This is a genomic window from Pseudomonas bharatica (assembly GCF_048586865.1).
GTDB classification, from domain to species: Bacteria; Pseudomonadota; Gammaproteobacteria; order Pseudomonadales; family Pseudomonadaceae; genus Aquipseudomonas; species Aquipseudomonas bharatica.
In genome coordinates, this window is the sequence record NZ_JBMAWR010000011.1 from 23,199 (window position 1) to 46,563 (window position 23,365).

A 23,365-nucleotide genomic window follows, 5' to 3' on the forward strand; every position below is an offset into this window, starting at 1 on the left:
TCGATGGACACGACTCCCCATGCCCCCGTCATGGTGATCACCGGCGCCAGCCGCGGCATAGGCGCGGCAACGGCCAGACTTGCCGCCACGCGCGGCTACGACGTGGTCATCAGCTACGTTTCCAATGAAGCGGCCGCCCAGGCCGTGGCCCAGGAGGTGCGCGCCGCTGGCCGCCAGGCGCTGCCCGTGTGCGCAGACAGCGCAGACCCAGAACAGGTCGCCCGGCTTTTCGCCGCGGTCGACGAGACCTTTGGCCGACTCGATGTGCTGGTCAACAATGCCGGGATCATTGCCCGGCAGTCACGCCTGGAGGATCTGGATATCGAGCGGATACGACGGATCTTCGCCGTCAACGCCATCGGCCCGATACTCTGTGCGCAGCAAGCGGTCAAACGCATGTCCCAGCGCCATGGCGGCGCTGGCGGCGTGGTGGTCAATGTATCCTCGGCAGCGGCCAGGCTCGGCAGCCCGAACGAATACGTGGACTACGCCGCCTCCAAGGGTGCACTGGAAACCTTCACCACCGGCCTGGCCAAGGAAGTTGCCGGGGAAGGCATTCGCGTCAATTGCGTTCGGGCCGGCCACATCTATACCGAAATGCACGCCAGCGGCGGGGAGCCAGGACGGGTAGACAGGGTCAAGCACACGATTCCGCTAGGCCGGGGTGGCCAGCCGGAAGAGATCGCGCAGGCCATTCTCTGGCTGGCAAGCAGCGAAGCGTCATTCGTGACCGGGGCGTTTCTGGATGCGACAGGGGGGAAATGAAGGGGTGGTGTCCCAGGGCAGGTTCGAACTGCCAACCTTCCCCTTAGGAGGGGGATGCTCTATCCAATTGAGCTACTGAGACCCTGAGCCGATGACAGGCGTCACGCGGCGGAAGGCGTGCATGTTAACCAGACGGGAGGTATTTGTCATTCCATGGATCGGGCTTTTTGCCTGCCCGAATCCACAAGCTGTGTGCAGGCTTCGTGCAATTTGCAACGGAGCATAAGGCCATCATTGCATGATGCACGGAAGAGCCCTGCTCTAATTAACGTAAGATGTTGATTTTAAAAGATAAAATAAAAATATTCAGATGGCACGCGGCATGCTGAAAGGAAGATAACGGAAAGGAAGATAACGGAATGTACCCACCCAACAGCCGGATCACGCCCATGACTCACGCCCTGCTCGCCTTGAATGCCCTGGCCCTGACCGCCGTGATTGCCATGGGCCTGTTGCCCGCGAAGACGCCGGTCCATTCGCTGGAATACCGCACTTCGATGCAGGCGCGTCCTGCGGTCATGGGTGAGGCAGAAACCACGCTGACGCAGCAGGTCAAGGTGAACGCGCAGGAACGCTACGCTTTCTGAGTCGGCAAGCCAGCTTCGCGCAATATATCCAAAAGGCGCTGCGCCGCATCGGCCAGGGTGGTGGAGTTATCCAGGTAATGCACATCGGCGCCCAGACCGCCTGAAACCAGGGCGTTGCGCGCCAGACGGGCTTCGATTTCCTCTGCGGATTCCCGCCCGCGATTCTTCAGGCGCCGAGCCAGCACCGCGGCAGAAACGGTGATCAACACCGGCAGCAGGTGCGGATATCTGCTGCGAGCCTCTTGCAGGTTGGCCCGAGAGCCGTTGACCAATACCCACTGGCCAGCGGCAAGCCAACGATCCATCTCCACAGGAATGCCATAACTGAGGCCGTTGGCCTGCCAGTCCAGGGCGAATCCGCCCTGCTCCCGTAGCGCCTGGAATTGCTGAAGCGATACACTGTGCGCCGCTTCGCCCACGGCCTCGGCGGAGCGGGTGATCACCCGCCGCACCACAACCACGCCCAGCGCCTGGAGCGCCGGCCTGGCCTGATCGATGATGCTGTCCTTGCCGGAACCGGATGGCCCCATCAGGTAGATCAATCTCCCGCCGGCCCGGGGTGGGGTCTCGCCCCTTGCGTCATGCTGCATAGCCACTATGCTCATAGATAGGAAAAGCGCAGGTATTTTAGGCGCTTTCCGTTACCTTTTCGCTGGTCTGCGTCGACAGTCAAAAAGGTGGCTGGATCGGGAAGGCGGGAATTGAAACTTTTCAAACCAGTGCTCATTTCTGATAATTGGTACTGGCAAAAAGCCTCCACCCGGTTCAATATTTGTCACAGAATTGACGCCAAGGAACCGGCGACAATGAGGCATTATTGCGACCTCATTCACAATTCAGGTTGAACATTTGACCGTATCGATGGTCCTAGTCTCATCGCGCGGCCAACTTCAAGAACCGCTCCCCCTGAACTAAACCGGTCAATTATATGCGCCCAATGAAACAGGCTATCTACTCAAGCCGAACCGCAGACAAATTCGTCGTCCGCCTGCCAGACGGAATGCGTGAGCGCATTGCCGAGGTTGCGCGTAACCACCACCGCAGCATGAACTCCGAGATCATTGCCCGCCTGGAACAGAGCCTGATCCAGGAAGGTGCACTGGGCGACGAACTGAGCATGCGCCTGGACAGCCCGGAACTGTCCCTGCATGAGCGCGAGCTGCTGCAACGCTTCCGCCAACTGTCCCACCGCCAGCAGAACGCGCTGGTTGCCCTGATCGCCCATGACGTCGAGATGGCAGCGGACGCTTCCTGATCGTCCCGACTGACTTCGGTTCAAAACAAAACGCCCGGCGCAATCGATTGCACCGGGCGTTTTGCTTTCTGGATCCTGGGTGTTGCTGAACCCTGTGGGAGCTGGCTTGCCAGCGATGAGGCCGGGACAGACAACAAAAAAGCCAGCGCGAAGCTGGCTCACTTGATTCAACGATGGCTTACAGCAGGAACAGGGTGGCCAGCCCCAGGAAGATGAAGAAGCCACCGCTGTCGGTCACCGCCGTGATCATCACGCTGGAGCCCATTGCCGGGTCGCGACCGAGGCGCGTAAGCGTCATCGGGATAAACACCCCCATGAACGCTGCCAGCAGCAGGTTGAGGGTCATTGCAGCGGTCATCACCACCCCTAGCGACCAACTGCCATAGAGCAGGAAGGCCACTACCCCGATAACGCCACCCCAGATGAGGCCGTTGAGCAGCGATACCGCCAGCTCCTTGCGCATCAAGCGGGTAGTGTTGCCCGGAGTGACCTGGTCGAGCGCCATGGCACGGACGATCATGGTGATGGTCTGGTTGCCGGAATTGCCGCCGATACCGGCCACGATCGGCATCAACGCCGCAAGAGCCACCAATTTCTCGATCGAGCCTTCGAACAGGCCGATCACCCGGGACGCCACGAAGGCAGTGATCAGGTTGATTGCCAGCCAGGCCCAGCGGTTGCGCAGCGAGCGCCAGACCGAGGCGAAGATGTCTTCCTCTTCGCGCAGACCGGCCATGTTCAGCACTTCGGTTTCGCTTTCTTCGCGGATCAGGTCGACCATTTCGTCGATGGTCAGACGACCGATCAGGCGGTCGTTCTTGTCCACTACCGGAGCCGAAACCAGGTCGTAGCGCTCGAACGCCTGGGCTGCGTCGTAGGCGTCCTCGTCAGGGTGGAAACTGACCGGATCGTCGGCCATGACCTCGGCGACCTGCTTGTCCGGGTCATTGACCAACAGACGCTTGATCGGCAGCACGCCTTTGAGGATGCCGTCGTAATCGACGACGAACAGCTTGTCGGTATGGTTGGGCAATTCCTTGAGCCGGCGCAGGTAGCGCAGGACCACTTCGAGGCTGACATCTTCGCGGATGGTGACCATCTCGAAGTCCATCAGCGCACCGACCTGCTCCTCGTCATAGCTCAATGCCGAGCGCACCCGCTCGCGTTGCTGGGCGTCGAGGCTTTCCATCAGTTCGTGGACGACATCCCGGGGCAGCTCGGGAGCGAGGTCGGCCAGTTCGTCGGCGTCCATCTCCTTGGCCGCGGCGAGCAACTCGTGATCGTCCATGTCGGCGATCAGGGTTTCACGCACCGAGTCGGAGACTTCAAGAAGGATATCGCCGTCGCGCTCTGCCTTGACCAACTGCCATACGGTCAGGCGGTCGTCCAGGGGCAAGGCTTCGAGAATATGGGCAACGTCGGCGGAGTGCAGGTCATCGAGCTTGCGTTGCAGCTCGACGAGGTGCTGCCGGTGGACGAAGCTTTCCACGTGATCGTTGTGGGCGCCTTCCTGACGGTGGGTCAGGTCTTCGACCAGGCGCTGGCGCTGCAGCAGCTCGACCACCTGAGCCAGGCGATCCTGCAGGCTTTCCTGCGTTTTTTTTGCTTCGATTTCAGTCATAGGCGAACTCCACTCCCAGCAGCGGAGCACGCCGGGAGATCAATCAGTCACATCGTGATTGGCAAAACAGGCTTTTAAGTAACTACTGGGTAAGTCCATGGTGGTATTCCACAAGCCCCGGCGGGGCTGACGGGCGCAATCATACACCGCTTGAGCTGCCAGGGGCTGAAAATCTCGGTGAAAACAATCGTTTGCGGAAATGACGAAGGCAAACTCCCGAATCCATCAATGCGACGGCCAGTGCCCGAAAAAGAGCACATCCACTTCCTGAAAAATTAGCACGCGCCGGCGACGCCTGGATGACAAATCATTTATCGGGATCAACACATTGCGGAAAACAAAAAGCCCGCCATTAAGGCGGGCTCTTCGTCTATATGGTGCACTCGACAGGATTCGAACCTGTGACCGCTCGGTTCGTAGCCGAGTACTCTATCCAGCTGAGCTACGAGTGCAAGGTTGGCGCTTGATGAACCAGATCACCTCTGGTGTATCCGAAACAACTTCCAGAGGAAACGGCTTCTTGGATTATGGTGCACTCGACAGGATTCGAACCTGTGACCGCTCGGTTCGTAGCCGAGTACTCTATCCAGCTGAGCTACGAGTGCAGGGTTGGTACTTGATGGACCAGATCACCTCTGGTTGAAGCCGAAGCAGATTTCAATGAAACTTGCTTCTTCTATATGGTGCACTCGACAGGATTCGAACCTGTGACCGCTCGGTTCGTAGCCGAGTACTCTATCCAGCTGAGCTACGAGTGCATTTGAAGCCGCGCATTATAGTTCGCTAAATCTTTTTTGCAATCACTTTTTCGTTTAATTTCAACTACTTAGCGATTCATGCCAGATTACAGCGCCCTACATGAATAATGGCGGAGAAGGGGGGATTCGAACCCCCGATACCCTTGTGAGGTATACTCCCTTAGCAGGGGAGCGCCTTCGGCCACTCGGCCACCTCTCCGCAACACGGGGCGTATAATAACCAGAGCCTTCCCCGTTTGCAAACTCTTTTTTGAAAAAAAAACGAGAAAAATTAAAGGGTTGGTTCTTCGTCCTTCTCTTTCTTGATCCGCAGATAGATTTCCTCGCGGTGCACAGCCACTTCCTTCGGTGCGTTGACGCCAATGCGCACCTGGTTTCCTTTGACGCCGAGCACGGTCACGGTAATTTCGCCATCGCCAATAATCAGGCTTTCGGCACACCGACGAGTCAGAATCAGCATACGTTACTCCTCACGGGATTCAGTTCAGGGACAACAGTCTGTAGGTAAAGCGGGCTCGGGACTGCAACCAGGACGGTTGCCGGCCTCTGCCGGAGTATTGACCAGGGTGTGAAGGGGCACACAGGTCGAAAAAAGGAGCGCGGCCTGGCCGCGCCCCCGGGACACCGCTTATTCGCCCGAACGGGCCGGAGCGTCCAGCTCGAAGGCGGTATGCAGAGCGCGTACGGCCAGCTCCAGGTACTTCTCTTCGATCACCACCGAAACCTTGATCTCCGAAGTGGAGATCATCTGGATGTTGATGCTCTCCTTGGCCAGGGCTTCGAACATGCGGCTGGCGACGCCCGCGTGGGAGCGCATGCCGACACCGACGATGGAAACCTTGGCGATCTTGGTGTCGCCGATCACTTCACGGGCACCGATCTGGCTGGCGGTGTTTTCCAGCACCTGCTGCGCCTTGGCGTAGTCGTTGCGGTGCACGGTGAAGGTGAAGTCGGTGGTGTTATCGTGCGAAACGTTCTGCACGATCATGTCGACTTCGATATTGGCGGCGCTGATCGGGCCGAGGATCTTGAAAGCCACGCCCGGAGTGTCCGGTACGCCACGGATGGTCAGCTTGGCTTCATCGCGGTTGAAGGCGATGCCGGAAATGATCGGCTGTTCCATGGATTCCTCTTCATCAATGGTAATGAGGGTACCCGGACCCTCCTGGAAGCTGTGCAGCACGCGCAGCGGAACGTTGTACTTGCCGGCGAACTCGACGGCACGGATCTGCAGGACCTTGGAACCGAGGCTGGCCATTTCCAGCATCTCTTCGAAGGTGATCTTGTCCAGGCGCTGGGCCTGGGATACCACGCGCGGGTCGGTGGTGTAGACACCGTCGACATCGGTGTAGATCTGGCACTCGTCAGCCTTCAGGGCCGCCGCCAGGGCCACGCCGGTGGTGTCGGAACCACCGCGACCGAGGGTGGTGATGTTGCCTTGCTCGTCGACGCCCTGGAAACCGGCGACCACGACCACGCGGCCGGCCTTGAGGTCGCCACGGATCTTCTGGTCGTCGATTTGCAGGATGCGCGCCTTGTTGTGCGCGCTGTCGGTGAGGATCCGCACCTGATTGCCGGTATACGACACCGCCGGGATGCCGCGCTTGATCAGTGCCATGGCGAGCAAGGCAATGGTCACCTGCTCACCGGTGGACACGATCACGTCCAGTTCGCGTGGAACCGGCTGATCGCTGATCTGCTTGGCAAGGTCGATCAGGCGGTTGGTTTCACCGCTCATCGCCGACAGTACAACCACCAGGTCATCGCCGGCTTCGCGGAATTTCTTGACCTTTTCGGCTACCTGCTCGATTCGCTCGATTGTGCCGACCGAGGTACCGCCAAATTTCTGTACGATCAACGCCATTTCAAAGCCGCCTCAGCCCGTGAAGGGCACCCAATAAACAAAACACAACGCCGACGGCCCGCTACTAGACAACGGGCCGTCGACGCCTCAGACACCCTGCTCTGCGAATGGCACGGCCAGGGCCAGTGCGCCGTCCAGCGCTGCGGCGTCCACGCCACCACCTTGCGCCATGTCCGGACGACCGCCACCCTTGCCACCCACCGCCGCAGCGGCTTGCTTCATCAAATCCCCGGCTTTGAGTTGGCCGGTGAGGTCCTTGGTCACGCCGGCGACCAGTACGACCTTCTCTTCGTGGACACTGCCGAGCAGGATCACTGCGCGGCCGAGCTTGTTCTTCAATTGATCGACCAGGGCCAGCAGGGCCTTGCCGTCCTGGCCGTCCAGGCGTGCAGCCAGGACCTTGACGCCCTTGACGTCCACCGCGCTGTTGGCGAGATCGTCGCCGGCGGCGCTGGCAGCCTTGGCCTGCAGTTGCTCCAGCTGTTTTTCCAGCTGGCGGTTGCGCTCCAGCACGGCCGACAGCTTGTCGATCAGGTTGTCGCGGCTGCCCTTGACCAGTTGCGCGGCTTCCTTGAGCTGTTCTTCGGCGCCATTGAGGTAGGCCAGTGCCGCAGCACCGGTGACCGCCTCGATACGACGCACGCCGGAGGCCACGCCACCTTCGCTGACGATCTTGAGCAGGCCGATATCACCGGTACGCTTGGCGTGGATACCACCGCACAGCTCGACCGAGAAGTCGCCCATGCTCAGGACCCGCACGCTGTCGCCGTATTTCTCGCCGAACAGGGCCATGGCGCCCTTCTGCTTGGCGGTGTCGATATCGGTCTCTTCGGTCTGCACCTCGGAGTTCTTGCGGATTTCGCGGTTGACGATCTCTTCCAGGGCCTTGATCTGCTCTGGCTTGACCGCCTCCGGATGGCTGAAGTCGAAACGCAGGCGCTGGCTGTTCACCAGCGAGCCCTTCTGCTGTACGTGCTCGCCCAGGACCTGGCGCAGCGCAGCGTGCAGCAGGTGGGTCGCGGAGTGGTTCAGCGCCGTGGCCTTCTGCACATCGGCATCGACCCTGGCCTCGACCTGGGCACCGACCACGAGCTTGCCGCTGGCGATCACCCCGTGGTGCAGGAAGGCACCGCCGGTCTTGGTGGTGTCGCGCACGTCGAAACGCGCGGCGCCAGCCTGCAGGTAGCCGGTGTCGCCGATCTGGCCACCGGACTCCGCGTAGAACGGCGTACGGTCGAGGATGACCACGCCCTCCTCGCCTTCGCCCAGTTGCTCGACCGACTCGCCATCCTTGTACAGGGCGACGATCTTCGCGCTGCCTTCGGTAGCGCTGTAGCCGAGGAACTCGGTGTCCACGTCGACCTTGACCAGGCTGTTGTAGTCCAGGCCGAAGGCGCTGGCAGAGCGGGCGCGCTCGCGCTGCGCTTCCATCTCGCGCTCGAAGCCTTCCTCGTCGATGCTCAGCTCGCGCTCGCGGGCGATGTCGGCAGTCAGGTCCATCGGGAAGCCGTAGGTGTCGTACAGCTTGAAGACCACTTCGCCGGGAATGACGTTGCCCTTGAGGTCGGCCAGGTCCTGTTCGAGGATCTTCAGGCCCTGCTCCAGGGTCTTGGCGAACTGCTCTTCCTCGGTCTTCAGCACACGCTCGATATGCGCCTGCTGGGCTTTCAGCTCGGGGAAGGCGTCGCCCATCTCGGCCACCAGCGCCGCGACGATCTGGTAGAAGAAGCTGCCCTTGGCGCCGAGCTTGTTACCGTGGCGGCAAGCGCGACGAATGATGCGGCGCAGCACGTAGCCGCGACCTTCGTTGGACGGCACCACGCCGTCGGCGATCAGGAAGCCGCAGGAACGGATATGGTCGGCCACCACTTTCAGCGAAGGCTGGCCTTCGTCGGTGCAGCCAATGGCCTTGGCCGAAGCGGCCAGCAGGCTCTGGAACAGGTCGATCTCGTAGTTCGAGTGGACGTGCTGCAGGACCGCGCTGATGCGCTCCAGGCCCATGCCGGTGTCCACCGATGGCGCCGGCAGGGGGTGCAGGACACCATCCGCGGTGCGGTTGAACTGCATGAAGACGTTGTTCCAGATCTCGATGTAGCGGTCGCCGTCTTCTTCCGGCGAGCCGGGTGGGCCGCCCCAGATGTCGGCGCCGTGATCGTAGAAGATCTCGGTGCACGGACCGCACGGGCCGGTGTCGCCCATGGTCCAGAAGTTGTCGGACGCGTATGGCGCACCCTTGTTGTCGCCGATGCGGACCATGCGCTCGGCGGGGACGCCGACTTCCTTGGTCCAGATGTCATAGGCCTCGTCGTCGGTCGCGTAGACGGTGACCCAAAGCTTGTCCTTCGGCAGGTTCAGCCACTTTTCGGAGGTCAGGAAGGTCCAGGCGAAGGTGATCGCATCGCGCTTGAAATAGTCACCGAAGCTGAAGTTGCCCAGCATTTCGAAGAAGGTATGGTGGCGCGCGGTGTAGCCGACGTTTTCCAGGTCGTTGTGCTTGCCGCCGGCACGCACGCATTTCTGGCTGCTCACCGCGCGGGTGTATGCGCGCTTTTCCTGGCCGAGGAAGCAGTCCTTGAACTGGTTCATCCCGGCGTTGGTGAACAGCAGGGTCGGGTCGTTGCCCGGGATCAGGGAGCTGGAGGCGACTCGGGTGTGTCCCTGCTCTTCGAAGAATCGAAGGAAGGCTTCACGGATTTCTGCGCTTTTCATAGGTTCTTCCACGGAAACGGCGGCCTGAGGCAAAAGTGCGCGTCAAATGACGAAAACGACGGCAAAGGGCCGCATTATAGCCAGCCTGCGTGCCAGTTGTAGTGGGTTTATACGATGCAAAGGCCCATTCACGGATGAAAAGAAGGTTAATCGAGGCGATTTGCTTAGCAGGCTATGCGTTCATCGGAAAACTGTGTTACAAAAAGCCCGGCCATCACCCATGATGGCAACGTTCTCAGGGCGGGGTGCAATTCCCCACCGGCGGTAATTGCGCCCAGCGCGCATAGCCCGCGAGCGCTTGCAGGCAAGGCTTTGCAAGGTCAGCAGACCCGGTGTGATCCCGGGGCCGACGGTCACAGTCCGGATAAAGAGAGAACGGGATAGGCACCTTGTGTCCGTTCGTCCGCATTTTCGCGAGCGACCATCCCTTTCGATCCAGATGCCCTGTTTCTTATACAAACAGGAGTCCGTTTCAATGCAAGCAACCCCAATCGACAGCAAAGCCCACGGCAACGAGCGTATCGCCTTCGTCCAGGCTTGCTGGCACAAGGATATTGTCGATCAGAGCCGCAAGGGCTTCGTCGAGCAGATGGCCAAGCATGGCTATCAGGCTGGTGATATCGATTTCTACGAAGTCGGCGGCGCCTTCGAGATTCCGCTGCACGCCAAGCTGCTGGCGCGCACTGGCCGTTATGCTGCGATCGTCGCGGCCGGGCTGGTAGTGGATGGCGGGCTGTATCGCCATGAGTTCGTTGCCCAATCGGTGATCAGCGGGCTGATGCAGGTACAACTCGAGACAGAAGTACCGGTGTTCTCGGTAGTACTGACCCCTCACCACTTCCATGCCGGCGACGAGCACCAGAAATTCTTCTTCGAGCACTTCGTGCTCAAGGGCGAGGAAGCGGCGAATACCTGTGCCGATACCTTGTTGAAACTGCGGGCATTGCGCCGCAACGAAGTGCCGCAGAAGGTGGCGGTGTAAATGAAGAAGGCCGCGGTTGATACCGCGGCCTTCTTGGTTGTCTGTTCCGGCCTCATCGCTGGCAAGCCAGCTCCCACAGGTCACTGTGGGAGTTGGCTTGCCAGCGATGAAGCCGGTACTACTGGCCTAGTCCTTCAGCCGAAGCCGGAACGATCAGGATCCCCGCCCGCAGTCCATTCTTCACCTTGGGATTGGGGAAAATGATCCTCGCCCCCTCCTCCTCCACGATCCAGCGCGTCTCGGCCAGATCCTCGGCCAGCAGATAGCCCTTGGACAACTCCGAGAAGTTCTCGATGTCCGCTGGCAGGTGCAGGTGGAAGCTGTCGCTGTGCTTGATGATCTCGCGGGCGACACTGAACAGTTGCAGGCCGTCCAGCTCTTCGGCCGGCACCGGCTCGTTGCCCTCGATGATCTGGATGAGCCGGGTCTCCAGAAGGTCGAGGTTGACCTGCTGGTTCTGCCCGAACGGCCGTGCCTTGCCCAGTTCCAGGGTGAAGGACTCGGCGCCCAGTTGCTCGTAGGTGTAGGCAGTGAAGGTGATCGAGGTCTTGCTCTGCAACAGCACCGCCTCCATGCCGGCAGCCCGCAGGCGCGCCAGCTCGCGGCGGGAATGCTGGCGCCCTTCCTTGTAGGGGTAGAGCGCGAACTGCTCGATCTTCGATCCACGGATCGCGGTGTGCAGGTCGTAGTGCAACCGGGTACGCCCCGGAATGCTGAAAAAGGTCGCTGCCAGATGCTCCAGGTCCCCGGCGCGCAGGGCCTCCGGACCGCTGGACAGTTCATGCCGCCCGTTGAACAGGCGATTCACGTCCTGCTCGATATAGCGCTCGCCCTTGCGCATCGCCTCGGGGTTGCCGAACAGGAACAGGACCCGGGCCCTCGGGTGGATCTCGCCCTTGGCGATCCGCCCGAGCAGATCGTCGAGCAATTCGATGGGCGCGGTCTCGTTGCCGTGGATGCCGGCGGACAACAGCAGGTCCAGGCCGTTGTCCTGCGACTCCGGCGGCCGCACCTCCAGCGCGCCCTCGGCAAGCCAGCGCAGGCGTACACCCTGCACCGTGGCCTGGGTCTTCTCGGCCGGCTCGCGTTCGAACAGGGTCAGATCAAGCAGTTTGCCGAGGGAGAGCATGGGGCGATTCCTTAGTGATGATGTCCGCAATCGGGACCATGGACGTGATCGTCATCGTCGCCGACATCCGCCGGCTCCATTTCCAGTTGCAGGCTGACCAGGTTGGTCGCCAGCGGACGCAGCAGCAGGTTGGCGTACTCGGTATCGCCTTCCTCGACATCGACGCCGATCAGCAACTGCCCGCGGCCGTCCTGCTGGATCCACACTTCCTTGCCCTGCCAGATCACCGCAAAGCGGTTGGTGGAGGCTTCGCGCTGGTTGCCATCTTCGTCTTCAAGGATCAGTTGCAGGGCGTCGGACATTTTCGGGTGCTCTTTCAGGGGTTGAGTTGGAACGGATAGACCGAACCCAGCTTGAGGATATGGGTCAGCTCATCCAGCGCCGTACGGCATTCCACCAGCAACTGCGGGTCGGCCAGGTCGTTTTCGACGAGGCGGTCGCGGTAGTGCCTGTCGACCCATTGGGTCAGGGTGTCGTACAACGGGGCGGTCATGATAACCCCTGGATTGACCGCCGCCAGTTCCGTTTCATTGAGCGCGACACGCAGCCGCAGGCAAGCCGGGCCACCACCGTTCTGCATGCTCTGCTTGAGGTCGAATACCCGCACCTCGGAAATCGTGCCGCCCTGGCTGGCCAGGCTGTTCAGGTAGGCCCAGACCCGCTCGTTGTTGCGGCATTCCTCCGGCACCACCAGCAGCATGGAACCGTCGTCGCGGCTCAGCAACTGGCTGTTGAACAGATAGGAACGCACCGCATCCTCCACCGTCACCTGGGCCCGCGGCACGCAGATCGCCTTGAAATTGCCGCCGCGCCTGGCCAGTTTGTCCTTCAGTTCGGTGAGCACGCGCTCGGTCTCGAGGAAGGCATCCTCGTGGTAGAACAGCACCTCGCCATTGCCCACGGCGATCACATCGTTATGGAACACGCCCTGGTCGATCACCGCCGGATTCTGCTGAGCATAGACCACGCCGTCATCGCTCAGGCCGTGCAGGCGGGCCACGGCTTGCGAGGCTTCCAGGGTCTGGCGCGCCGGGTACTTCTGCGGCGCAGGGTAGCGGGTGTCGAACGCGCTGCGGCCGAAGACGAAGAACTCGACCCCCGGTTCGCCGTAGGCACGGCAGAAGCGGGTGTGGTTGGCCGCGCCTTCGTCACCGAACTGGGCAACCGCCGGCAACGCCGCGTGGTGGGCGAAGTACTGCTGATTGGCGAACATGGCGCCCAGCACCCGGCTGGTGGTCGGGTGCTCGATGCTGCGGTGGTACTTGCAGTTCAGGTTGGCCGCGGTGAAATGCACGCGACCGTCGGCGGTGTCGGCGCTCGGGCTGACGGTGGCGGCGTTGGCAACCCACATGCTCGACGCCGAGCAACTCGCCACCAGCAGCGGCATGGCGTCTTTCGCCGCGCGCTGGATCACCTCGGCATCGCTGCCGCTGAAGCCGAGGCGACGCAGCGCCGCCACGTCCGGGCGCTCCTGCGGCGCCAGCACGCCCTGCTTGAAGCCCATGTCGGCCAGGGCCTTCATCTTGGCCAGGCCCTGACGCGCCGCTTCCCGCGGGTTGGAACCCTGCTGGCTGTTGCTTTGCGAGGCCACGTTGCCGTAGGACAGGCCGCCGTAGTTATGGGTCGGTCCGACCAACCCATCAAAATTCACTTCAAACGATTTCATCGGTCAAGGCTCCGTGAACCTGTTGTTATAGGGCGACGCCGGGCGTCAGCGTGGCAGGCAGGACCAGGCTGGCGGTCTCCAGGGAGGCGACCGGGTAGGCGCAATAGTCCGCCGCGTAGTAGGCACTGGCGCGGTGGTTGCCGCTGGCGCCGACACCGCCGAACGGCGCGCTGCTGGCCGCGCCGGTCAGTTGCTTGTTCCAGTTGACGATACCGGCGCGGCTTTCCAGCCAGAACTGCTGGTAGCGCGCATGGGAGTCGGACAGCAGGCCGGCGGCAAGGCCGTACCGGGTGTTGTTGGCTTCGGCGATGGCGGCCGGGAAGTCGGCATAACGGATCACTTGCAGCAACGGGCCGAAGAATTCCTCGTCGGGGCGATCAGCCACTGCGCTGACGTCGAGGATGCCCGGGGTCAGCAGGGCGGCAGTCGCCTGCGGTTGGGTCATTTCCAGCAAGGCGCTGGCGCCGTTGGCCAACAGCTTCGCCTGGGCATCCATCAGCACCCTGGCCGCATCGAGCGACACGACGGAACCCATGAACGGCGCCGGTTGCTGGTCGAAAGCGCCCACGGAAATGTTCTTGCTGACCTCCACCAGGCGCGCCAGCAGACGATCGCCCCAGGCGCCCTGCGGCACCAGCAGGCGGCGCGCGCAGGTGCAGCGCTGGCCGGCGGAGATGAAGGCCGACTGGATGATGGTGTAGACCGCTGCGTCCAGGTCCTTGACCTCGTCCACCACCAGCGGGTTGTTGCCGCCCATTTCCAGGGCCAGGATCTTCTCCGGACGCCCGGAGAACTGCTGGTGCAAGAGATTGCCGGTGCGGCTGGAGCCGGTGAAGAACAGCCCGTCGATACCCGGATCGGCAGCAAGGGCCACGCCGGTTTCCCGCGCCCCCTGGACCAGGTTCAGCACGCCCGCCGGAAGACCGGCATCGATCCAGCACTTGACGGTCAGCTCGGCGACCTTGGGCGTCAGTTCGCTTGGCTTGAACACCACCGCATTGCCCGCCAGCAGCGCCGGGACGATATGGCCATTGGGCAGGTGGCCGGGGAAGTTGTACGGGCCGAACACTGCCACTACGCCGTGGGGCTTGTGACGCAGCACGGCGGTGGCGTCGGCCAGCGGGCCGCTCTTCTCGCCCGTGCGCTCACGGTAGCTCTGTACCGAAATGGCGACCTTGTTGACCATGCTGGTCACTTCGGTGGCCGCTTCCCAGAGTGGCTTGCCGGTTTCCTCGCCGATGCAGCGGGCCAGTTCGTCCGCGTTGGCCTTCAGTTGCGCGGCGAAGGCTTCCAGCACGGCGATGCGCATGTCCAGGGACTGCCGCGCCCAACCCGGGAATGCCTGGCGTGCGGCGGCGACGGCCTGCTCGACCTGCCCGGCATTGGCGCCCTGCCCCGCCCAGATCACCGCCTGGGTGACCGGGTTCAAGGATTGCAGGGCATCGCCCTGGCCGGCCAGCCACTGGCCTGCGATGTAATGAGTGGTCATTGGTTGGCCTCCCGGGGCGCGGACAGTGCAACGGCGCGTACCTGATCGCCGGCGCTCAGGCGCAGGCGCTTGGCGGTCTGCGGATCGACCACCAGGGTACCGGCCGCCAGGCGCGCGGGCGCTGCGGCGATGCGGCAATCCTCGCGCTTGCGGTTGTGGATGATGAAAGGCGTGGCGTCATCGCCCGGGGTACCGATCGCCAGCACCAGTGCCTGGCTGTCACGCACCGCACGGATCCTGCGGGTTTCGCATTCGATGGCCGGGCCGGCGTCGAAGATGTCGACATAACCCTGGTAGCTGAAGCCTTCGCTCTTGAGCATCGACAGCGCGGGCTCGGTATCGCTGTGTACGCGACCGATCACATTGCGCGCCGCCTCGGAGAGGAAGCAGGTGTACAGCGGGAACTTGGGCATCAGCTCGGCGATGAAGGCCTTGTTGCCGACACCGGTGAGGTAGTCGGCCTGGCTGAACTCCATCTTGAAGAAATGCCGGCCCAGGCTTTCCCAGAATGGCGAGCGGCCCTGCTCGTCGGACATGCCGCGCATCTCGGCGATGATCTTGTTGCCGAACAGCTCGGGGAACTCGGCGATGAACAGCATCCGCGCCTTGGACAGCAGGCGGCCGTTGAGGCCGCTACGGCTGTCGGCGCGCAGGAACAGCGAGCACAGCTCGGAGTTGCCGGTCAGGTCGTTGGCCAGGAACAGCGTCGGGATTTCCCGGTAGATGTTCAGTTCCTGGGAGGCGCTGACGGTCAGGCCGACCCGGTAGTTGTACCAGGGTTCGCGCAGGCCGACGGCGCCGGCGATGGCGGAGATGCCAACCACATCGCCGGCGTCGTTCTCCAGCACGAACAGGTAGTCGGCGTCGCCCCGCTCGGCCTCGCCACGGAAGGTCTTCTCGGCCCAGCCGACCCGGTGGGCCAGACGTTCTTCGTTGGCCGGCAAGGTGGTCAGGCCGGTGCCGGTGCTGCGCGCCAGCTCGATCAGCGCCGGCAGGTCACTGCTGCGTACGGGACGAACGATCATGCTATCTCCTCGGGCAGGCGCACCATGGGCGCCCGCGAAACTCAGTCAGTATCAAACCGCGACCAGGCGCACGCTGGCGCCTTCGCCGACGCCAAGGGCCTCGACGGCGTCCTGGCTCAGGTAAACGGGTTTGCCCGGCACCCAGTCCAGTTCCAGCAACACCGCGCGGTAGTCCTGCAACTGGCCGTTGGTCACCAGGTACTGGCGGCCGCCCTTGGTCGGCTGCTCCTGCAGCTTGACCGGCACGACCCGGCTCTGGGCGACCGAACGGATGCCGGAGACCCGCGCATGCAGGGTCGGGCCGCCGTCGAAAATATCGATGTAGTGATCGGTCTCGAAGCCTTCGCGCATCAGGATGTCGAAGGTGATCTGCGCCCGCGGGTGGACCTGGCCCATGGCTTCCTGGGCGGCGTCCGGCAACAGCGGCACGTAGATCGGGTAATGCGGCATCAGCTCGGCGAGGAAGGTACGGCTCTTCAGGCCGCACAGGCGCTCGGCCTCGGCGTAGTTGAGATCGAAGAAGTTGCGCCCGATCGCGTCCCAGAAGGGCGAATCGCCGTTCTCGTCGCTGTAGCCGACGATTTCGGTCACCACCGAGTCGGCGAAGCGCTCCGGGTGCGAGGCCATGAACAGCAGGCGTCCGCGCGAGTTGAGCTCGGCCCAGGCAGTGTTCACCAGTTCCGGCAGCACGTAGAAGCTGGTCAGCAGGCTGTTGCCGGTGAGGTCATGGCACTGGGAAAGCACATGGATCTTGTTGTGGATCTTCAATTCGCGGGAAGCGTGAACGAAGGTTTCGTTACGGAAACTGTAGAACGGCTCGGAGTAGCCGGCCGAGGCGACGATGGCCGAACAACCGACCAGCTTGCCGGTGGCCAGGTCTTCCAGGACGAAGAAATAGCTTTCTTCGCCGTTGAAACTGACTTCGGCGGCGAAGGACGTTTCCGAGGCGGAAATCTTGTCGCCCAGGCGACCGGCATCGTCCGGCAGGGACGTGACACCAATGGGACTGTCCGCAGCCAGACGCTGTACTTCATCCAGGTCAGCCATTTGCGCGGGGCGCATCACCAGCATGGTGTCACTCCTTTCGGATATACGGGCCGACGTGTCGGCGCAAAAAAAGCGGCGTGTGCGCATCGGGCACAGGCCACGGAAATCGGTTCGCTGGCCCGGGCAGGCCAGCGAAGGTGCAGCGCGGTGAATCAGGCCTGGGTCAGCTTGGCGGCAGCGCGCTCGAAGCGGTCCAGACCTTCGTCGATATCGGCATCCTCGACCACCAGGCTCGGGGCGAAGCGGACCACGTCCGGGCCGGCCTGCAGGACCATCAGGCCCTCTTGCTCGGCGGCGTTGAACACGTCCTTGGCCTTGCCTTTCCAGGCGTCGGTGAGTACGCAACCGATCAGCAGGCCCAGGCCACGGACCTGGCTGAACAAACCGTACTTCTCGCCGATCTGTTGCAGGCGCGACTTGAAGCGCTCGTGCTTGGCCTTCACGCCGTTGAGCACTTCAGGGGTATTGACGATATCCAGCACGGCATTGGCGACGGCACAGGCCAGCGGGTTGCCACCATAGGTGGTGCCGTGGGTGCCGACGGCCAGGTGCCTGGCCAGTTCGTCGGTGGTCAGGATCGCGCCGATCGGGAAACCGCCGCCCAGGCTCTTGGCGCTGGACAGGATGTCAGGCACCACACCGTAGTGCTGGTAGGCGTACAGCTCGCCGGTACGACCGACGCCGGTCTGCACTTCGTCGAAGATCAGCAGCGCGTTGTGCTGGTCGCACAGGGCGCGTGCGCCTTCCAGGTAGGCCTTGTCGGCCGGGACCACACCGCTCTCGCCCTGGATCGGCTCGATGACCACGGCGCAGGTCTTGTCGGAGATCTGCGCTTTCAGCGCTTCCAGGTCGTTGTACGGCACATGGCTGATGCCGGTGATCTTCGGCCCGAAGCCATCGGAGTACTTCGGCTGGCCGCCGACGCTCACGGTGAACAGGGTGCGCCCGTGGAAGCTGTTGACGGTGGCGATGATCTCGTACTTTTCCGGACCGAAGCGGTCATGGGCGACCCGACGGGCCAGCTTGAAGGCAGCCTCGTTGGCCTCGGCGCCGGAGTTGCAGAAGAAGGCGCGGTCGGCGAAGGTCGCATCCACCAGCTTGCGTGCCAGTTGCAGGGCCGGCTCGTTGGTAAAGACGTTGGAGACGTGCCACAGCTTGTTGGCCTGTTCGGTCAGCGCGCTGACCAGCGCCGGATGGGCATGCCCCAGCACGTTAACGGCGATGCCGCCGGCGAAATCGATCAGCTCTCGACCCGACTGGTCCCAGACTCGGGAACCGGCGCCACGCACGGGAATGAAGGCGGCTGGTGCGTAGTTGGGAACCATTACCTGGTCGAAATCGGCGCGTTGCACCGGAGCTTGCTCAACGGACATCGGAGTCTCCTGAAGAGGAACGCCTGCCTGGAACTGGCGAGCGATGGGGGGATTGTAAGGAGAGATGAACACTTGGCCTTGTCGCCAAGCGACAACTTCTTATAGCGCCAAACCCTGTTTTTCCAAGGCTTTCGGCAATGCGACATATAGCTTCGCAAAGGCGCAGTTTAAACGGTGCGGGGGCTTGGCGGGGAGAGAGTTGGAGGCGGGAAAGACAGGAAGTTCAAGGTGTTCGATGATTGGGGGGTGATAGATGGTTTTTCCGGGATTTGAGGGGCCTCATCGCCGGCAACGCCGGCTCCCACAAAGTGCGCGTCGAGCACAAATCCATCGACTGAAAGAGAAACCTGTGGGAGCCGGCGTTGCCGGCGATGAGGCCCGAAAGATCAACCGCGCTCGGCGGGAACGGAGGAGAGCTCGAACGGCGAACTGCTGCGCCGCTGGTTGCGGTCTTCCCGCGGCGTGGCGCCGAAGAAGTTGCGGTAGGCACTGGAGAAGTGCGGCCCCGACGAGAAGCCGCAGGACAAACCGATCTGGATGATCGACTTGCTGGTCTGCATCAGCATCTGCCTCGCCTTGTTCAGGCGCAGCTCCAGGTAGTACTGGCTCGGCACCCGGTTCAGGTACTGCTTGAAGATCCGCTCCAGCTGCCGGCGCGAGACGCAGACGTGCTGGGCAATCTCGTCGGTGGTCAGTGGCTCTTCGATATTGGCTTCCATCAACAGCACGGCCTGGGTCAGCTTCGGATGGCTGGAGCCCAGGCGGTTCTGCAGCGGAATGCGCTGGCGCTCGCCGCCTTCGCGGATGCGTTCGACCACCAGCTCCTCGGATACCGCCCCCGCCAGCTCGGCCCCGTGATCCCGGGCCAGCACCGCCAACAGCAGGTCCACCACAGACATGCCGCCGCAAGCGGTCAGGCGATCGCGATCCCAGTCGAACAAATGGCTGGTGGCAATCACCTTGGGGAAGCGTTCGGCGAAATCGTCCTGCCAGCGCCAGTGCACTGCGGCACGGTAGCCATCCAGCAGGCCCAGCTGCGCCAGAGGATAAACCCCGGCCGACAGGCCACCAACCACGCAACCGGAGCGCACCAGTTGCTTGAGCGCCGCCCCCAGCGCCGCGCCCACCGTCAGCGGCGGCTCGTCGGCGAGCAGGAACAGCTTCTGGCAGTTGTCCAGGCGCCCGTTCCACGGCTCGCCCGGCAGACGCCAATCGCCGTCGACCGGTGCCTCGGCCTGAAGGAAAGCCAGATCGTAGACCACCTCCGGGTGGACCTTCTGCGCCACCCGCAACACCTCTTCAGCCAGCGCCAGGGTCAGGGCCTTGGTGCTGGGCCAGATGAGAAAACCGATTCGCTGGGTGGTCATGAGGTGAGGTCCGGAACTGGTGTCCGCAATGATAGGCGGACTTAAGCAAACGTGGCGCACGCTGCGCAAACAGCGCAGCATGACCTATTTTGGTGCAAAGAGGCAGCCTTAAGCCAACACCAGTTATTTCAGGCTGCCGGACAGGAACTGCTGCAGCCGCTCGGACTGCGGATTGACCAGCACCTCGCGCGGGTTGCCACTCTCCTCCACCAGGCCTTTGTGCAGGAACACCAACTGGTTGGACACCTCGCGGGCAAAGCCCATTTCGTGGGTCACCACCACCATGGTCCGGCCTTCCTGCGCCAGGGCCTGCATGACTTTCAGCACGTCGCCCACCAGTTCCGGGTCCAACGCCGAGGTCGGCTCGTCGAACAGCATGACTTCAGGCTCCATGGCCAGGGCCCGGGCGATCGCCACACGCTGCTGCTCGCCGCCGGACATATGACCGGGATAGGCGTCCTTGCGGTGCGCCACGCCGACCTTGGCCAGGTAATGCTCGGCCTTTTCCAGCGCTTCCTTCTTGTTCACGCCGAGCACATGCACCGGCGCCTCGATGATGTTTTCCAGGGCAGTCATGTGCGACCACAGGTTGAAGTGCTGGAACACCATCGACAGCCGCGAGCGCATGCGCTGCAGTTGCTTCGGGTCGGCAGCCTTGAGCGCGCCATCCTTGTTCGCCACCAGCTTCAGCTCTTCGTTGTTGAGCAGGATCTTGCCGGCATGGGGCTGTTCCAGCAGGTTGATGCAACGCAGGAACGTGCTCTTGCCCGAGCCGCTGGAGCCGATGATGCTGATCACGTCGCCGGCCTTGGCGGCCAGGGACACACCCTTGAGCACTTCATGGCTGCCGTAGCGCTTGTGCAGGTCCTGGATTTCGAGTTTGTACATTGCTGTCGGTCTCATAAGGCCCGGGGCGCGCCAGCACGCCCGGAGCGAATCAGTTAGCCGCGGGGCTCAACCCTTGCGCGGCGCCAGGTAGCCGAGCCAGCGGCGCTCGGCGAGCTTGAACAGGCGGACCAGGATGAAGGTCAGGCACAGGTAGAACGCGCCGGCGGTGATATAGGCCTCGAACGGCAGGTAGTACTGGGCGTTGACGGTCCGTGCGGCACCGGTGATGTCGATCAAGGTGACAATGGACGCGAGACTGGTGGTCTGCAGCATCATGATCACTTCGTTGCTGTACTGCGGCAGTGCCCGGCGCAAGGCCGAAGGCAGGAGGATGCGGCGGTACATCTTGTAGCGCGACATGCCCACGGCCTTGGCCGCCTCGATCTCGCCGTGGGGCGTGGCCTTGAGGCTGCCGGCGATGATTTCCGCGGTGTAGGCGCTGGTGTTGATGGCAAAGGCCAGGCAGGCGCAGAAGGTCGCGCTGGACAGCCAGGGCCAGAGGAAACTCTCGCGCACCACGGCGAACTGGGCCAGGCCGTAGTAAATCAGGAACAACTGGACCAGCATCGGCGTGCCACGGATCACGTAGGTGTAGAGCCAGGCGGCGAAATTCACCAAGGGCTGTTTCGACACCCGCATCAGCCCCAGCGGAATCGCCGCGAGCAGGCCGAAGAACAGGGAAATCGCCAGCAGCTTGAGGGTGGTCAGCAGGCCGCCCCAATACAGCGGCAACGCTTCCCAGATGACGTTGTAGTCGAAAATCATAGTTCAGCCGCCTTTACGCCAACCGAGTAGCGCTTTTCCAGGTAACGCAGGGCCAGCAGCGAGACACTGGTGATCACCAGGTACATCGCGGCCACCGCCAGGAAGAAGGTGAAAGGCTCGCGGGTGGCATCGGCCGCCTGCTTGGCCTTGAACATCATGTCCTGCAGGCCCACCACCGAAATCAGCGCGGTAGCCTTGGTCAAAACCAGCCAGTTGTTGGTGAAGCCGGGAATCGCCAGGCGGATCATCTGCGGCACCAGCACGCGGAAGAACACCTGCACGTTGCTCATGCCATAGGCCATGCCGGCCTCGGCCTGGCCTTTCGGGATCGCCATGAAGGCGCCACGGAAGGTTTCCGACAGATAAGCACCGAAGATGAAGCCCAGGGTGCCGATGCCGGCAATCAGGGGATTGAGGTCGATGTAATCGTCGTAGCCCACCAGCGGGGCGACGCGATTGAGGATGTCCTGGCCACCGTAGAAGATCAGCAGGATCAGGACCAGATCGGGAATGCCGCGAATGACCGTGGCATACAGATCGCCGAGCCAGGCCAGCCAGCGTACCGGCGACAGCCGCAAGGCCACGCCGATCAGGCCAAGCACGATGGCCAAGGCCATGGACGACAAGGCGAGCTGTAGCGTCAGCCACGCTCCATCGAGGATGACTGCCCCGTAGCCTTTCAACATGATGAGGTCCTCGACCTTAGGGATGAAAAAATGGTGCAAGCCTCAGCGCTTCTGCTGCTTGCACCATTGCACAGGTGATACGGACAGCGGTTACTTGGGTTCCGGACCGTAGATATCGAAGTTGAAGTACTTGTCCTGGATTTCCTTGTACTTGCCGCTGGCGCGGATGCCGTCGATGGCAGCATTGATGCGTTCCAGGTTTTCCTTGTCGCCCTTGCGCACGGCGATGCCGATGCCGTCGCCGAAGTACTTGGCGTCGGTGAAGGCCGGGCCGGTGAAGGCGTAGCCCTTGCCAGCGTCGGTCTTCAGGAAGCCGTCTTCCAGCAGCGTAGCATCGGCCACGGTGCCATCCAGGCGGCCGGCGGTGATGTCCAGGTAGATTTCGTTCTGGGTGCCATACGGAACGATGGTGGCGCCCTTCGGAGCCAGCACTTCCTTGGCGAAGCGGTCATGGATCGAGCCGCGCTGCACGCCGATCTTCTTGCCTTGCAGTTCGGCCAGGCTGTCGCTGACGGTGGTGCCGTCCTTCATGACCAGGCGGGCCGGGGTGAGGTAGTAACGCTTGGTGAAATCGACCGATTTCTTGCGATCTTCGGTGATCGACATGGACGACAGGATGGCGTCGATCTTGCGCACCTTAAGCGCCGGAATCAGGCCGTCGAACTCCTGCTCGACCCAGGTGCACTTGACCTTCATCTGCTCGCAAAGGGCGTTGCCGATGTCGTAGTCGAAGCCGACGATGCTGCCATCCGGAGCTTTCGAGGCGAAGGGTGGGTAAGCGGCTTCGATGCCGATGCGCAGCGGTTTTTCGTCAGCCACGGACACCAGGGAAAACACGGACAGCGCCAGTGCGCCAAGCAATGCGAGTTTCTTCATCTGGGAACTCCAATCGGTAAAGGGCAATGCCAGGCAGTACGACTGCCCACTATGCGAATGAGTACAACGCAGAGCTGCGCGGGACCGGACCACGGGTCAGGCGTCACGAGCGAGTGATCGGCATTTTAACGACAGCTCGGAAGCCGATATTTCTTCAAAGCGACAAGTAGTTACAGAAGCCTTTGAAGAGCGGCCGGGAGATATTGACAGTTTCGGAGGAATATGCAAAAGCGAAAAACAAATAACCCATGACTGAAGCAATAACCGGGCCCATTATTGGCAAAGCCTTGTATCACGGCAAGTCCAGCCGTTTGGGTGTCGGAAATTTCATCTTCCCATGCACCATGAGCGAGCGAAGCCGTTTCCTTCCGCCCCGTTTTTGTACGAAAGCCGTGTGGGAAAGGTTACCGATGAAAGTCGAAGTAACAAAAAAGCCCAAGGCCCCGGAGGCTGGCTGCCTACGGGGCCTTGGGCTTTTACCTGCAGGTGGTATGCGGACCCTGTGGGAGCGGG

Annotated in this window: 21 protein-coding genes, 5 tRNA genes and 1 riboswitch; of the genes, 4 read left to right on the top strand and 22 right to left on the bottom strand. The window is 62.2% G+C overall.

The genetic code is table 11. The features are described from left to right. The first annotated feature begins 3 nt into the window (after positions 1 to 3). Positions 4 to 765, top strand: a complete 762-nt coding sequence (locus ACKLLE_RS14295) for an SDR family oxidoreductase (RefSeq protein ID WP_420058334.1) — start codon at positions 4 to 6, stop codon at positions 763 to 765. A 5-nt stretch (positions 766 to 770) separates the two neighbouring features. On the opposite strand, the gene ACKLLE_RS14300 is transcribed toward ACKLLE_RS14295, so the two are convergent. Next, positions 771 to 847, bottom strand: a tRNA-Arg gene (locus tag ACKLLE_RS14300). 277 nt (positions 848 to 1,124) lie between these two features. Between ACKLLE_RS14300 and ACKLLE_RS14305 the strand changes: the two genes are divergently transcribed. After that, entirely contained in the window at positions 1,125 to 1,352 is a 228-nt protein-coding gene (locus ACKLLE_RS14305) for a hypothetical protein (RefSeq protein WP_420058335.1), read from the top strand. On the opposite strand, the gene phnN is transcribed toward ACKLLE_RS14305, so the two are convergent. Beyond that, the gene (gene phnN, locus ACKLLE_RS14310; RefSeq protein WP_420058336.1) at positions 1,340 to 1,942 is read right to left on the bottom strand and encodes a phosphonate metabolism protein/1,5-bisphosphokinase (PRPP-forming) PhnN; all 603 of its coding nucleotides are present in this window, start codon (positions 1,940 to 1,942) and stop codon (positions 1,340 to 1,342) included. The two genes, ACKLLE_RS14305 and phnN, sit on opposite strands and share 13 nt — an antisense overlap. A gap of 338 nt (positions 1,943 to 2,280) precedes the next feature. Here phnN and ACKLLE_RS14315 point away from each other — a divergent pair, with 338 nt between their 5' ends. After that, positions 2,281 to 2,607 (top strand): Arc family DNA-binding protein, encoded by a 327-nt coding sequence (locus tag ACKLLE_RS14315; protein WP_003254499.1) that lies wholly within the window; start codon positions 2,281 to 2,283, stop codon positions 2,605 to 2,607. A 178-nt stretch (positions 2,608 to 2,785) separates the two neighbouring features. On the opposite strand, the gene mgtE is transcribed toward ACKLLE_RS14315, so the two are convergent. The 8 genes from mgtE to alaS form a co-directional block, all read right to left on the bottom strand. Further along, on the bottom strand, positions 2,786 to 4,228 hold the full coding sequence (gene mgtE, locus ACKLLE_RS14320) for a magnesium transporter (RefSeq protein WP_009399023.1): 1,443 nt from the start codon (positions 4,226 to 4,228) through the stop codon (positions 2,786 to 2,788). Positions 4,229 to 4,603: 375 nt separating this feature from the next. Next, positions 4,604 to 4,680: transfer RNA gene (locus ACKLLE_RS14325), tRNA-Arg, on the bottom strand. A 76-nt stretch (positions 4,681 to 4,756) separates the two neighbouring features. After that, a tRNA-Arg gene (locus ACKLLE_RS14330) sits at positions 4,757 to 4,833 on the bottom strand. 76 nt (positions 4,834 to 4,909) lie between these two features. Continuing rightward, positions 4,910 to 4,986 (bottom strand) — tRNA-Arg (locus ACKLLE_RS14335). A 108-nt stretch (positions 4,987 to 5,094) separates the two neighbouring features. Next, a tRNA-Ser gene (locus ACKLLE_RS14340) sits at positions 5,095 to 5,185 on the bottom strand. A 72-nt stretch (positions 5,186 to 5,257) separates the two neighbouring features. After that, the gene (gene csrA, locus ACKLLE_RS14345) at positions 5,258 to 5,446 is read right to left on the bottom strand and encodes a carbon storage regulator CsrA (RefSeq protein ID WP_009399024.1); all 189 of its coding nucleotides are present in this window, start codon (positions 5,444 to 5,446) and stop codon (positions 5,258 to 5,260) included. Positions 5,447 to 5,614: 168 nt separating this feature from the next. Further along, positions 5,615 to 6,850 carry an aspartate kinase gene (locus ACKLLE_RS14350; RefSeq protein WP_009399025.1) on the bottom strand — a complete coding sequence of 412 codons (1,236 nt, stop codon included), beginning with the start codon at positions 6,848 to 6,850 and terminating at the stop codon, positions 5,615 to 5,617. An 87-nt stretch (positions 6,851 to 6,937) separates the two neighbouring features. After that, positions 6,938 to 9,559, bottom strand: coding sequence for an alanine--tRNA ligase (gene alaS, locus ACKLLE_RS14355; protein WP_420058337.1), 2,622 nt, complete (start codon positions 9,557 to 9,559; stop codon positions 6,938 to 6,940). A gap of 227 nt (positions 9,560 to 9,786) precedes the next feature. Beyond that, positions 9,787 to 9,940, top strand: a riboswitch (FMN riboswitch). A 94-nt stretch (positions 9,941 to 10,034) separates the two neighbouring features. On the opposite strand from alaS, the gene ACKLLE_RS14360 reads away from it, so the two are divergent. Then, on the top strand, positions 10,035 to 10,541 hold the full coding sequence (locus ACKLLE_RS14360) for a 6,7-dimethyl-8-ribityllumazine synthase (RefSeq protein WP_064301975.1): 507 nt from the start codon (positions 10,035 to 10,037) through the stop codon (positions 10,539 to 10,541). Between the two features lie 118 nt (positions 10,542 to 10,659). On the opposite strand, the gene astE is transcribed toward ACKLLE_RS14360, so the two are convergent. The 12 genes from astE to ACKLLE_RS14420 all read right to left on the bottom strand — a co-directional run bounded on the left by astE (position 10,660) and on the right by ACKLLE_RS14420 (position 22,852). Then, positions 10,660 to 11,670, bottom strand: a complete 1,011-nt coding sequence (gene astE / locus ACKLLE_RS14365) for a succinylglutamate desuccinylase (RefSeq protein ID WP_279897652.1) — start codon at positions 11,668 to 11,670, stop codon at positions 10,660 to 10,662. 11 nt (positions 11,671 to 11,681) lie between these two features. Then, on the bottom strand, positions 11,682 to 11,972 hold the full coding sequence (locus tag ACKLLE_RS14370; RefSeq protein ID WP_009399032.1) for a hypothetical protein: 291 nt from the start codon (positions 11,970 to 11,972) through the stop codon (positions 11,682 to 11,684). 14 nt (positions 11,973 to 11,986) lie between these two features. Next, positions 11,987 to 13,336 carry an N-succinylarginine dihydrolase gene (gene astB, locus ACKLLE_RS14375; RefSeq protein ID WP_420058338.1) on the bottom strand — a complete coding sequence of 450 codons (1,350 nt, stop codon included), beginning with the start codon at positions 13,334 to 13,336 and terminating at the stop codon, positions 11,987 to 11,989. Between the two features lie 25 nt (positions 13,337 to 13,361). Continuing rightward, positions 13,362 to 14,825 (bottom strand): succinylglutamate-semialdehyde dehydrogenase, encoded by a 1,464-nt coding sequence (gene astD / locus ACKLLE_RS14380; protein ID WP_009399036.1) that lies wholly within the window; start codon positions 14,823 to 14,825, stop codon positions 13,362 to 13,364. Further along, positions 14,822 to 15,850, bottom strand: a complete 1,029-nt coding sequence (gene astA, locus ACKLLE_RS14385; protein WP_009399038.1) for an arginine N-succinyltransferase — start codon at positions 15,848 to 15,850, stop codon at positions 14,822 to 14,824. The genes astD and astA overlap by 4 nt, the downstream gene beginning before the upstream one ends. Positions 15,851 to 15,901: 51 nt before the next feature. Continuing rightward, the gene (gene aruF / locus ACKLLE_RS14390; RefSeq protein ID WP_420058339.1) at positions 15,902 to 16,921 is read right to left on the bottom strand and encodes an arginine/ornithine succinyltransferase subunit alpha; all 1,020 of its coding nucleotides are present in this window, start codon (positions 16,919 to 16,921) and stop codon (positions 15,902 to 15,904) included. Between the two features lie 128 nt (positions 16,922 to 17,049). After that, entirely contained in the window at positions 17,050 to 18,270 is a 1,221-nt protein-coding gene (locus ACKLLE_RS14395) for an aspartate aminotransferase family protein (protein WP_064301970.1), read from the bottom strand. A gap of 386 nt (positions 18,271 to 18,656) precedes the next feature. After that, positions 18,657 to 19,637: a transcriptional regulator ArgR gene (gene argR, locus ACKLLE_RS14400; RefSeq protein ID WP_420058340.1), complete on the bottom strand. Its 981-nt coding sequence runs from the start codon at positions 19,635 to 19,637 to the stop codon at positions 18,657 to 18,659. Between the two features lie 123 nt (positions 19,638 to 19,760). Continuing rightward, on the bottom strand, positions 19,761 to 20,525 hold the full coding sequence (locus ACKLLE_RS14405; RefSeq protein WP_009399049.1) for an ABC transporter ATP-binding protein: 765 nt from the start codon (positions 20,523 to 20,525) through the stop codon (positions 19,761 to 19,763). A gap of 66 nt (positions 20,526 to 20,591) precedes the next feature. Then, entirely contained in the window at positions 20,592 to 21,290 is a 699-nt protein-coding gene (locus tag ACKLLE_RS14410; RefSeq protein WP_009399050.1) for an ABC transporter permease, read from the bottom strand. After that, complete coding sequence (locus tag ACKLLE_RS14415) at positions 21,287 to 21,976, bottom strand: ABC transporter permease (RefSeq protein ID WP_009399056.1); 690 nt, start codon at positions 21,974 to 21,976, stop codon at positions 21,287 to 21,289. The genes ACKLLE_RS14410 and ACKLLE_RS14415 overlap by 4 nt, the downstream gene beginning before the upstream one ends. Before the next feature lie 90 nt (positions 21,977 to 22,066). Continuing rightward, positions 22,067 to 22,852, bottom strand: coding sequence for an ABC transporter substrate-binding protein (locus ACKLLE_RS14420; protein WP_064301968.1), 786 nt, complete (start codon positions 22,850 to 22,852; stop codon positions 22,067 to 22,069). Positions 22,853 to 23,365 lie beyond the last annotated feature (513 nt).

What these genes read in the sequence shown, in the direction of transcription:
- astB (WP_420058338.1), bottom strand. Translation starts at nt 13,336, where the DNA reads ATGAAATCGTTTGAAGTGAATTTTGATGGGTTGGTCGGACCGACCCAT.
- ACKLLE_RS14350 (WP_009399025.1), bottom strand. Translation starts at nt 6,850, where the DNA reads ATGGCGTTGATCGTACAGAAATTTGGCGGTACCTCGGTCGGCACAATC.
- csrA (WP_009399024.1), bottom strand. Translation starts at nt 5,446, where the DNA reads ATGCTGATTCTGACTCGTCGGTGTGCCGAAAGCCTGATTATTGGCGAT.
- ACKLLE_RS14415 (WP_009399056.1), bottom strand. Translation starts at nt 21,976, where the DNA reads ATGTTGAAAGGCTACGGGGCAGTCATCCTCGATGGAGCGTGGCTGACG.
- astE (WP_279897652.1), bottom strand. Translation starts at nt 11,670, where the DNA reads ATGCTCTCCCTCGGCAAACTGCTTGATCTGACCCTGTTCGAACGCGAG.
- ACKLLE_RS14405 (WP_009399049.1), bottom strand. Translation starts at nt 20,525, where the DNA reads ATGTACAAACTCGAAATCCAGGACCTGCACAAGCGCTACGGCAGCCAT.
- alaS (WP_420058337.1), bottom strand. Translation starts at nt 9,559, where the DNA reads ATGAAAAGCGCAGAAATCCGTGAAGCCTTCCTTCGATTCTTCGAAGAG.
- astA (WP_009399038.1), bottom strand. Translation starts at nt 15,850, where the DNA reads ATGATCGTTCGTCCCGTACGCAGCAGTGACCTGCCGGCGCTGATCGAG.
- ACKLLE_RS14360 (WP_064301975.1), top strand. Translation starts at nt 10,035, where the DNA reads ATGCAAGCAACCCCAATCGACAGCAAAGCCCACGGCAACGAGCGTATC.
- phnN (WP_420058336.1), bottom strand. Translation starts at nt 1,942, where the DNA reads ATGCAGCATGACGCAAGGGGCGAGACCCCACCCCGGGCCGGCGGGAGA.
- argR (WP_420058340.1), bottom strand. Translation starts at nt 19,637, where the DNA reads ATGACCACCCAGCGAATCGGTTTTCTCATCTGGCCCAGCACCAAGGCC.
- ACKLLE_RS14295 (WP_420058334.1), top strand. Translation starts at nt 4, where the DNA reads ATGGACACGACTCCCCATGCCCCCGTCATGGTGATCACCGGCGCCAGC.
- ACKLLE_RS14315 (WP_003254499.1), top strand. Translation starts at nt 2,281, where the DNA reads ATGCGCCCAATGAAACAGGCTATCTACTCAAGCCGAACCGCAGACAAA.
- ACKLLE_RS14395 (WP_064301970.1), bottom strand. Translation starts at nt 18,270, where the DNA reads ATGTCCGTTGAGCAAGCTCCGGTGCAACGCGCCGATTTCGACCAGGTA.
- ACKLLE_RS14420 (WP_064301968.1), bottom strand. Translation starts at nt 22,852, where the DNA reads ATGAAGAAACTCGCATTGCTTGGCGCACTGGCGCTGTCCGTGTTTTCC.
- aruF (WP_420058339.1), bottom strand. Translation starts at nt 16,921, where the DNA reads ATGCTGGTGATGCGCCCCGCGCAAATGGCTGACCTGGATGAAGTACAG.
- ACKLLE_RS14370 (WP_009399032.1), bottom strand. Translation starts at nt 11,972, where the DNA reads ATGTCCGACGCCCTGCAACTGATCCTTGAAGACGAAGATGGCAACCAG.
- mgtE (WP_009399023.1), bottom strand. Translation starts at nt 4,228, where the DNA reads ATGACTGAAATCGAAGCAAAAAAAACGCAGGAAAGCCTGCAGGATCGC.
- astD (WP_009399036.1), bottom strand. Translation starts at nt 14,825, where the DNA reads ATGACCACTCATTACATCGCAGGCCAGTGGCTGGCCGGCCAGGGCGAT.
- ACKLLE_RS14410 (WP_009399050.1), bottom strand. Translation starts at nt 21,290, where the DNA reads ATGATTTTCGACTACAACGTCATCTGGGAAGCGTTGCCGCTGTATTGG.
- ACKLLE_RS14305 (WP_420058335.1), top strand. Translation starts at nt 1,125, where the DNA reads ATGTACCCACCCAACAGCCGGATCACGCCCATGACTCACGCCCTGCTC.